The organism is Acidocella aminolytica 101 = DSM 11237, from assembly GCF_900129125.1.
Taxonomy (GTDB): domain Bacteria; phylum Pseudomonadota; class Alphaproteobacteria; order Acetobacterales; family Acetobacteraceae; genus Acidocella; species Acidocella aminolytica.
On sequence record NZ_FQVJ01000078.1, the window covers coordinates 1 to 4,177 of the forward strand.

Genomic DNA, 4,177 nt, shown 5'->3' on the forward strand with positions numbered 1-4,177 from the left:
CCTTCAAACGCACCGCTGTGGATAATAAGGTCACCGCCTACGGCAAAGGCGTTCTTGGTGTCACCTGTATGCGCTTGATTGGCATAGGTGAAGTCATAAACGCCAGCATTGCCGGTGATGGTGGTCTGCTTCAGCGCGTCCTGCAGGCTTTGCGCGTGCGCCGGGGTGGCAAGGCCCGCAAGCGGCAGCATGCCGGTACCTATAACTCCAACCGTACGGAAAACTCTCTTTGATTTAGCCGAAAAAAAATCGATTAGCATTCGTAAACCTCCCATTTTTTGATCACTTTTTATCGGGCTACATATTCGTCACACATCTTGAACTGGTGGTAAGGTATTTTTTCGACGAAAGCTTAACTTTGCCGCCACATAGATATTCTAGCTAACGCAATTTTGTGAATTCACGTCGATCATAGCATTTTATACAAATGGCACATCTAGTTCGCTGTTTCGGTAAATCCTTACACTATCGCGAGGTTGTAGGATTAAGCTCCGAGATAACCCTATATTGCTATGGCACATCATCCCAAGAACCCGGCGTAACTTGTCCATTCCATAAATACGACTTGGATGTACCCAGCCCAAAAATGAGTGGTATCGTTATCGACCAATTCACCCCCATATAGGCATATGTCAGAGCATAATTCATGTTTGGAAACAGACTGCCAATCAGCTTCACCATTAGTGAAGCGATGACAATGCTGAGTGATACATAAAACAGACAGGCGATAATGCCTCCGTACGGCATTTTGATTAGTCGGAATGGCCAGTTTTGAGTTAAGATCGGCAATCCATAATTAATGCCACAACCAACCATGAAAAATAAAAGCCACTGATTGTTCGATGTGAAATATCCCATATGCCAGAAGGCAGAGACGCCAGCGTGCTTTATATCCCAAAAGCCGAGCGCACTCGAAGTAGAGATACAGAAGAGAACAATTGAGAACAGAATGGCCATTTGTGTCACCGCTTTTCCTGGTTGTTCCATGCCGCGTGTAAGGTAGGGCAACAATGTTGTTGCGGAACCAACTTCCAGAAATGGAAACCACCAAGCCGGAACCCATCTCATGCTGGTTGAGCAGATGACATAAGTAAGACCTAAGATTAAGACCAACAAAACGAAGAATTTTCGCGACGGATTTAGCGTTGCTACAATCCAGTTTTCGCCAGCAAAGCTGAAAAAGGCGAGAAGAAAAAATATGTTGCCAACGATAGGAAAAATCCAATTGGCCCCAAGTCCAAACCAATAGATTGCTTTTGCAGAAAGGAGGCCCAGTACCCATGATGAAGCAAGGGTTATGACTTGTCTATTTGTTGTGTTATTTATTGTGTTGAACGGGAAACCATCTGAAACAACGAATAATATCGCCCACCAGAGCGAAAGAACCTGCCAAGTAACATTGTCTAACCAGAAATTATCCTGGATTTGTGTGCCAACCCATGGACCAATTGGCCACCGAAGCACGATAAGATTTATGATATAACAGGATAGGATTGTTAAACTGTAAATAATAAAGATGTTCCGAAGCGCCTCGGATGGTCCGTATTTTATGACCTCTGGTCCCATTACGTTAGCGCTCATTTGTACTCCTCCCTATGTTCTGAGTTTGGTTGTTGGGTACTAAGTGATTGCAAGCATTCGCGTTATTAGCTGTTGTTTTTGTAGGTCAAATCTCTCGTGGACTGTCGAGACTGGTGCGGTATCGACAAGGCCGCATGTCGCCCCGGTAAGGAGAGGCGCTGGAGCAGATACGTTTCGACATCAAGTCGAACATAAGCATAGTATGGCCGTGGTAAGCCTTCAATTGTTTCCTCCTATTCGTCTGGTCGCTGCGAGACAATCAGATGCAAGCGTCGTGCCAGCCTCGAATTGGCCTAAATCCTTGCGAGATTACTCAAGGCAACACCACAGTGTGGCGCCCTATTGTGGCGTGGAGTGTTGCATTGAGAGGTTCCGGGTTTCCTGGGACGCAATCTGTTTGAGATGGTGCGCTTCCTTGATTAACTGAGCTTCCATCGCATGGAGATGCACGCCGCCAATCTTCGCCAGAAGATCAAGTGCAGCCAACTGGTCTAGAACCGCTTCTGACAGAGCCGCCTTGTCAGCGTCGATAAGCCAGTAACAAGATTCTCGGCTATGGGGGTGTGAACTGCGCTGTCAGGATGGTTGCCGAAACCCAGGGAGGATTATTGGACACCGTGGTCTGCGATCGCTCGATTGCGGGCAAGAGTGGCTGTACCGGCGAAACGCTGAGCAAATAGGTAAAGTAGACTCAGCGTGATCTTGGCCCGCACCCTGGGCCAAGATGCGAAAAAACGAGCGCATTAAGGATGCCTCTGAACAAGCTGCCGGTTCAATGACACCTTGTCCAATTAGGGCTGTGCGACTGATTTCAGGCTGCTTGGCCGGGCTGATTTCCGCCCTCACCCCTTTTTGCGAGAAGGACGGATGGGGGACTAACCTGAATTTTGTGCGCTGACGTGGTAGCTACTTGAATAGGAGATCCACGTATGAGCATCGACAAAGACCTCTTGGATCAGCTGATGGCTGGGCGTTCGCCGGGTGATCGGTTTGGCAAGACCGGCATCTTGGCGGAGCTGACAAAGGCGCTGGCGGAACAGGCGCTGAGCACGGAGCGGATATCCATCTTGATGATGAGCGGGCCGGGAAGGCTCCTGAGGGGCACAACCAACCGCCTAATCAGCGAAACGGCAGCAGCGAGAAGACCGTGACCACGGATAGCGGCTAGGTTGTGCTGGATATTCCAAGGGATCGGAACGGCCCGTTCGACCCGATGTTAATTGCCAAGTATCAGCGCCGCTTCCCTGGGTTCGACCGCAAGATCATCAGCATGTACGCCCTGGGCATGACAACCCGGGAAATCCCGGGGCAAATCGAAGAAATTTATGGCGTCGAAGCCTCGTTCCGCCTGATTTCCGCGATTACCGACGCGGTGATGGAGGAGGTCACCGCCTGGCGGAACCGCCCCCTGGCCCCCCTGATATCTGATCGTCTTCATGGACCCGATCCGGGTCAACATCCGTACCAACGGAGCCGTTGCGAACAAGGCGGTCTTTCGTGACCCTTGCGGTCCTGCCGGACGGCACGCGGGATGTTCTGGGGCAGTGGTTCCAGGCTAATGAGTGAGTGATGTTTCGGGGCAAGGTCCCGAACGATTTACGCAACCGGGGTGCCCAGGACATCCTGATCGCCGCCGTCGATGGATTGAAAGGTTTCCAACAGGCCACTGAGGCAGCCATTCCCCAGACCCTGATTCAAACCTGCATCGTTCATTTGCTGCGCCATTCCATGAATTTTTCCGGCTACAAGGACCGCAAGGCTGTTGCCGCTGCGCTCAAGGCGATCTAAACGGCGGTGGACGCTGATGAGGCCGAGCCTGCCCTGGCGACGTTCGAAAAAAGTGATCTGGCCAAGCGATACCCGACAATCGCACAGAGTTGGCGCCGTACCAGGAATGAGGTCATCCCGTTCCTCGACTATCCGCCGGAGGTGCGCAGGGTGATTTATACCACGAATTCTATTGAGGCGCTGAACGCGAAGGTCCGCCGTGCTTGTCCGAATTCGCAGCCACTTCCCAAGTGACGAGGCAGCAGCGAAATTGATCTACCTGGCCTTGAATGTTGCATCCACTGAGTGGAAGCACTCGGTGCGCGAATGGCATGCTATCAGAAGCCAGCTAGCAATCATGTTCGAAGATCGCTTCCCAAGGGCCTAACAAAACGCGTCAGGCGCAAAATTCCAAACAGTCTTAACCGAGCGCGACGGTAAATTCCGCCTCGGTTTTCTGCCTTATCTCATCCACCGTCACATCCGGCGCGTGCTCAATCAGCACCAGCCCCTCGCCCTTTTTCACCTCAAACACGCCAAGATCAGTGATGATCTTACTCACCACCTCCTTACCCGTCAGCGGCAAGGTGCATTCCTTCAAGATCTTCGGCTCCCCCTTGGCCGTGTGTTCCATCAGAATCACCACGCGCGGCACACCGGCCACCAGATCCATCGCCCCACCCATGCCCTTCACCATCTTGCCGGGCACCATCCAGTTGGCGAGGTCACCGCTCTCCGCCACCTGCAAGGCGCCAAGAATCGAAATATCGATATGCCCGCCACGGATCATTGCAAAACTCTGCGCGGAATCGAAAAAGCTGGTGGTCGG

Annotated in this window: 2 protein-coding genes and 2 pseudogenes; 1 reads left to right on the forward strand and 3 read right to left on the reverse strand. The window is 51.7% G+C overall.

What is annotated here, in order from left to right:
- Positions 1-191: pseudogene (locus BUB54_RS19505) on the reverse strand (hypothetical protein); the annotation flags it as partial.
- Between the two features lie 319 nt (positions 192-510).
- Complete coding sequence (locus BUB54_RS19510; RefSeq protein ID WP_199444770.1) at positions 511-1,581, reverse strand: hypothetical protein; 1,071 nt, start codon at positions 1,579-1,581, stop codon at positions 511-513.
- A 929-nt stretch (positions 1,582-2,510) separates the two neighbouring features.
- On the opposite strand from BUB54_RS19510, the pseudogene BUB54_RS19515 reads away from it, so the two are divergent.
- Positions 2,511-3,736: pseudogene (locus tag BUB54_RS19515) on the forward strand (IS256 family transposase).
- Between the two features lie 33 nt (positions 3,737-3,769).
- Here the strand turns inward: BUB54_RS19515 and BUB54_RS19520 are convergent.
- The coding region (locus tag BUB54_RS19520) for a CoA-transferase (RefSeq protein WP_280521948.1) at positions 3,770-4,177 on the reverse strand (408 nt) is incomplete at its 5' end.

What these genes read in the sequence shown, in the direction of transcription:
- BUB54_RS19510 (WP_199444770.1), bottom strand. Translation starts at nt 1,581, where the DNA reads ATGAGCGCTAACGTAATGGGACCAGAGGTCATAAAATACGGACCATCC.